The sequence below is a fragment of the Polaromonas sp. P1_G4 genome (assembly GCF_056405475.1).
The window spans coordinates 1-4,044 of record NZ_JBFUCA010000399.1; the positions used below are offsets into that span (position 1 = coordinate 1).

Genomic DNA, 4,044 nt, shown 5'->3' on the forward strand with positions numbered 1-4,044 from the left:
CAGCTAATGTTTCCCCAAGGGAAACGGAGGTCAGCGGATATGAGTTCCATCCCGACGGCATCGTCCGTCTATTCAGCCTATCAAGGCAACACCTATCTCTTCGGCGGCAACGCGCCCTATGTCGAAGAGATGTACGAAAACTACCTTGCCAACCCCGGCAGCGTGCCCGACAACTGGCGCGAGTATTTCGACGCACTCCAGCACGTTCCCGCCGTCGACGGCAGCAATGCCAAGGACGTTCCGCATCTGCCGGTCGTCAACGCCTTTGCCGAGCGCGCCAAGCAGGGCCAGACCAAAGTTGTGGTCGCCAGCGGCGCCGACTCCGAAATGGGCCGCAAGCGCACGGCCGTCCAGCAACTGATCGCCGCCTACCGCAACGTCGGCGCACGCTGGGCCGACCTGGATCCACTCAAGCGTGCCGAACGCGACAAGATTCCCGAACTGGAGCCGTCTTTCTACGGTTTCAGCGACGCCGACCAGGAAACCGTGTTCAACACCAGCAACACGTTCTTCGGCAAAGACACCATGAGCCTGCGCGAGCTCATGAACGCGCTGCGCGAAACCTACTGCGGCACGATTGGCGCCGAGTACATGTACGCGACCGACCAGAACCACAAGCGCTGGTGGCAGCAAAAGCTCGAATCGATTCGCAGCAAACCCAATTTCACCAAGGAAAAGAAGCTCCACATCCTGGACCGGCTGACCGCAGCCGAAGGCCTGGAGCGTTTCCTGCACACCAAGTACGTCGGCCAGAAGCGCTTTTCGCTGGAAGGCGGCGAAAGCTTCATCGCCTGCATGGACGAGCTGATCCAGCAGGGCGGTATCAAGGGCGTGCAGGAAATAGTGATCGGCATGGCCCACCGCGGCCGCCTGAATGTGCTGGTCAATTCCCTGGGCAAAGTCCCCGCCGACCTGTTCGCCGAGTTCGACCACACCGCGCCTGAAGACCTGCCAAGCGGTGACGTCAAATACCACCAGGGCTTCAGCTCCGACGTGACCACCCCTGGCGGCCCGGTCCACCTGACTTTGGCTTTCAATCCCTCTCACCTGGAAATCGTCAATCCCGTGGTTGAAGGTTCGGTACGCGCCCGCATGGACCGTCGCGCCGATCCCAAAGGCCTGCAGGTACTGCCGGTGCTGGTGCACGGTGATGCCGCTTTTGCAGGGCAGGGCGTTGTGATGGAAACGCTGGCGCTGGCCGAAACCCGCGGTTATTTCACCGGCGGAACGGTCCACATCGTGATCAACAACCAGATCGGTTTCACCACCAGCGACCCGCGCGACAGCCGCTCGACGCTGTACTGCTCCGACGTCGTCAAGATGATTGAAGCGCCGGTGCTGCACGTCAATGGCGACGACCCGGAAGCCGTGGTGCTGGCTACCCAGCTGGCCCTCGAGTTCCGCATGGAGTTCCAGAAGGATGTCGTGGTCGACATCATCTGCTTCCGCAAGCTGGGTCACAACGAACAGGACACGCCTGCGCTGACCCAGCCGCTGATGTACAAGAAGATTGCACAGCACCCCGGCACCCGCCGCCTGTACGCCGACAAACTGACGGCACAGGGCATGGGCGACACCCTGGGCGACGACATGGTCAAGGCCACGCGCGCCGCGCTGGATGCCGGCAAGAGCACCTTTGATCCGGTTCTCACCAACTTCAAGAGCAAGTATGCGGTTGACTGGGTGCCTTACCTGGGCAAGAAGTGGACCGATGCCGGTGACACCGCGATCCCGATGGCCGAGTGGAAGCGCCTGGCCGACAAGATCACGGCCATTCCCGCGACCGTGACGCCGCATCAGCTGGTCAAGAAGGTGTATGACGACCGCGCAGCCATGGGCCGCGGCGACGTCCCTGTGGACTGGGGCATGGGCGAGCACATGGCGTTTGCCTCACTGGTGGCAAGTGGCTACCCGGTGCGCCTGTCGGGCGAAGATTGCGGACGCGGCACGTTCACGCACCGCCATGCCGTCATTCACGACCAGAATCGCGAAAAGTTCGACACCGGCACCTATGTGCCGCTGCAGAACGTGGCCGACAACCAGGCTCCGTTCGTTGTCATCGACTCCATCCTGTCGGAAGAGGCCGTTCTGGCGTTTGAATACGGCTATGCCTCGAACGATCCGAACACGCTGGTGATCTGGGAAGCCCAGTTCGGCGACTTCGCCAATGGCGCGCAGGTCGTGATCGACCAGTTCATCGCTTCCGGTGAAGTGAAGTGGGGCCGTGTCAACGGTATCACGCTGATGCTGCCGCACGGCTATGAAGGCCAGGGCCCGGAGCACAGTTCGGCACGCCTGGAACGTTTCATGCAACTGTCGGCGGACACCAACATGCAGGTGGTGCAACCGACGACCGCCAGCCAGATCTTCCACGTGTTGCGCCGCCAGATGGTGCGCAACCTGCGCAAGCCGCTGGTCATCATGACGCCCAAGTCGCTGCTGCGGAACAAGGACGCCACCTCGCCGCTGTCCGAATTCACCAAGGGTGGGTTCCAGACCATCATCCCCGAGACCAAGGATGACATCAACAAGAAGGCAGACAAGGTCAAGCGCATCATCGCGTGCTCGGGCAAGGTGTATTACGACCTGGCCAAGAAACGTGAAGAAAAGGGCATTGACGATACGGCCATTATTCGTGTTGAGCAGCTTTATCCGTTCCCGCACAAGGCTTTTGCGGCCGAGCTGAAAAAGTACCCGAACGCCACCGACATCGTGTGGTGCCAGGACGAGCCACAAAATCAGGGTGCCTGGTTCTTTGTGCAGCACTACATCCACGAGAACATGTTCGAAGGTCAAAAACTGGGCTATTCCGGCCGTGCTGCTTCGGCATCACCGGCTGTGGGTTATTCGCACCTGCACCAGGAGCAGCAAAAGGCGCTGGTGGACGGCGCGTTTGCCAAGCTCAAGGGCTTTGTGCTGACCAAATAAGGTCGCCCCTCCCCGAACCAAGAACACGAACACAAGAACGAACCCGAAAGAATCAACATGGCTATCGTAGAAGTCAAAGTCCCCCAGTTGTCCGAGTCCGTGGCCGAGGCCACCATGCTGCAGTGGAAGRAAAAAGTCGGTGATGCAATCGCTGTGGATGAAATCCTGATTGAGATCGAAACCGACAAGGTGGTGCTGGAAGTGCCGGCGCCTTCCGCCGGCGTGCTGACCGAGCTGGTCGTCGCGGACGGCGGCACGGTGGTGTCAGATCAGGTGATTGCCCGGATCGACACCGAAGGCAAAGCGGGTGCCGCTGCTCCTGCAGCCGCCCCGGCGGCCGCCGCTGCAGCACCTGCCGCTGCTGTGGCCTCCGCACCTGCTCCCGCAGCCGGTGGTTCCATGGCTGGCGTTCCCATGCCCGCTGCAGCCAAGTTGATGGCCGACAATAACCTGGCTGCCGGCTCGGTGCCCGGGACTGGCAAGGATGGTCGCGTCACCAAGGGCGATGTCCTCGGTGCGGCTGCTGGCGGTGCCAAGCCGGCCGCTGCTGTTGCCATTCCCACAGGCGTGCCTACTGCGGCCTTGCCGCAGGTTGCTGCTTCCGCCAAACCTTCCGATCTGGGTGACCGCCCTGAGCAGCGCGTGCCCATGAGCCGCCTGCGCGCGCGTATCGCCGAGCGCCTGCTGCAATCGCAGGCCACCAACGCCATCCTGACCACGTTCAATGAAGTGAACATGGCGCCTGTGATGGAAATGCGCAAGCGTTTCCAGGAAAAGTTTGAAAAAGAACACGGCGTGAAGATCGGCTTCATGAGCTTCTTCGTCAAGGCCGCTGTGCATGCGCTGAAGAAGTACCCTGTACTCAACGCATCGGTTGACGGCAATGACATCGTTTACCACGGCTACTTCGATATCGGCATCGCCGTCGGTTCCCCGCGCGGCCTGGTGGTGCCCATTCTGCGCAATGCAGACCAGATGAGCTTTGCCGACATCGAGAAGAAGATTGCCGAATACGGTGCCAAGGCACGCGACGGCAAGCTGGGCATTGAAGAAATGTCCGGCGGTACTTTCTCGATCTCCAATGGCGGTGTTTTCGGCTCCATGTTGTCCACGCCC

2 protein-coding genes are annotated in these 4,044 nt (G+C 61.0%); both read left to right on the forward strand.

Going from position 1 to position 4,044, the window contains the following annotated elements; all coding sequences use genetic code 11:
- Nucleotides 1-39: 39 nt before the first annotated feature.
- Nucleotides 40-2,928 carry a 2-oxoglutarate dehydrogenase E1 component gene (locus AC1D1X_RS17380; protein WP_477669344.1) on the forward strand — a complete coding sequence of 963 codons (2,889 nt, stop codon included), beginning with the start codon at nt 40-42 and terminating at the stop codon, nt 2,926-2,928.
- A gap of 57 nt (nt 2,929-2,985) precedes the next feature.
- Nucleotides 2,986-4,044 (forward strand): 2-oxoglutarate dehydrogenase complex dihydrolipoyllysine-residue succinyltransferase (odhB, locus tag AC1D1X_RS17385; protein WP_477698751.1); only part of this gene is annotated, 1,059 nt, incomplete at its 3' end.

Bases quoted from the DNA above. Each gene is read 5' to 3' on its own strand.
- AC1D1X_RS17380 (WP_477669344.1), top strand. From the start codon at position 40: ATGAGTTCCATCCCGACGGCATCGTCCGTCTATTCAGCCTATCAAGGC.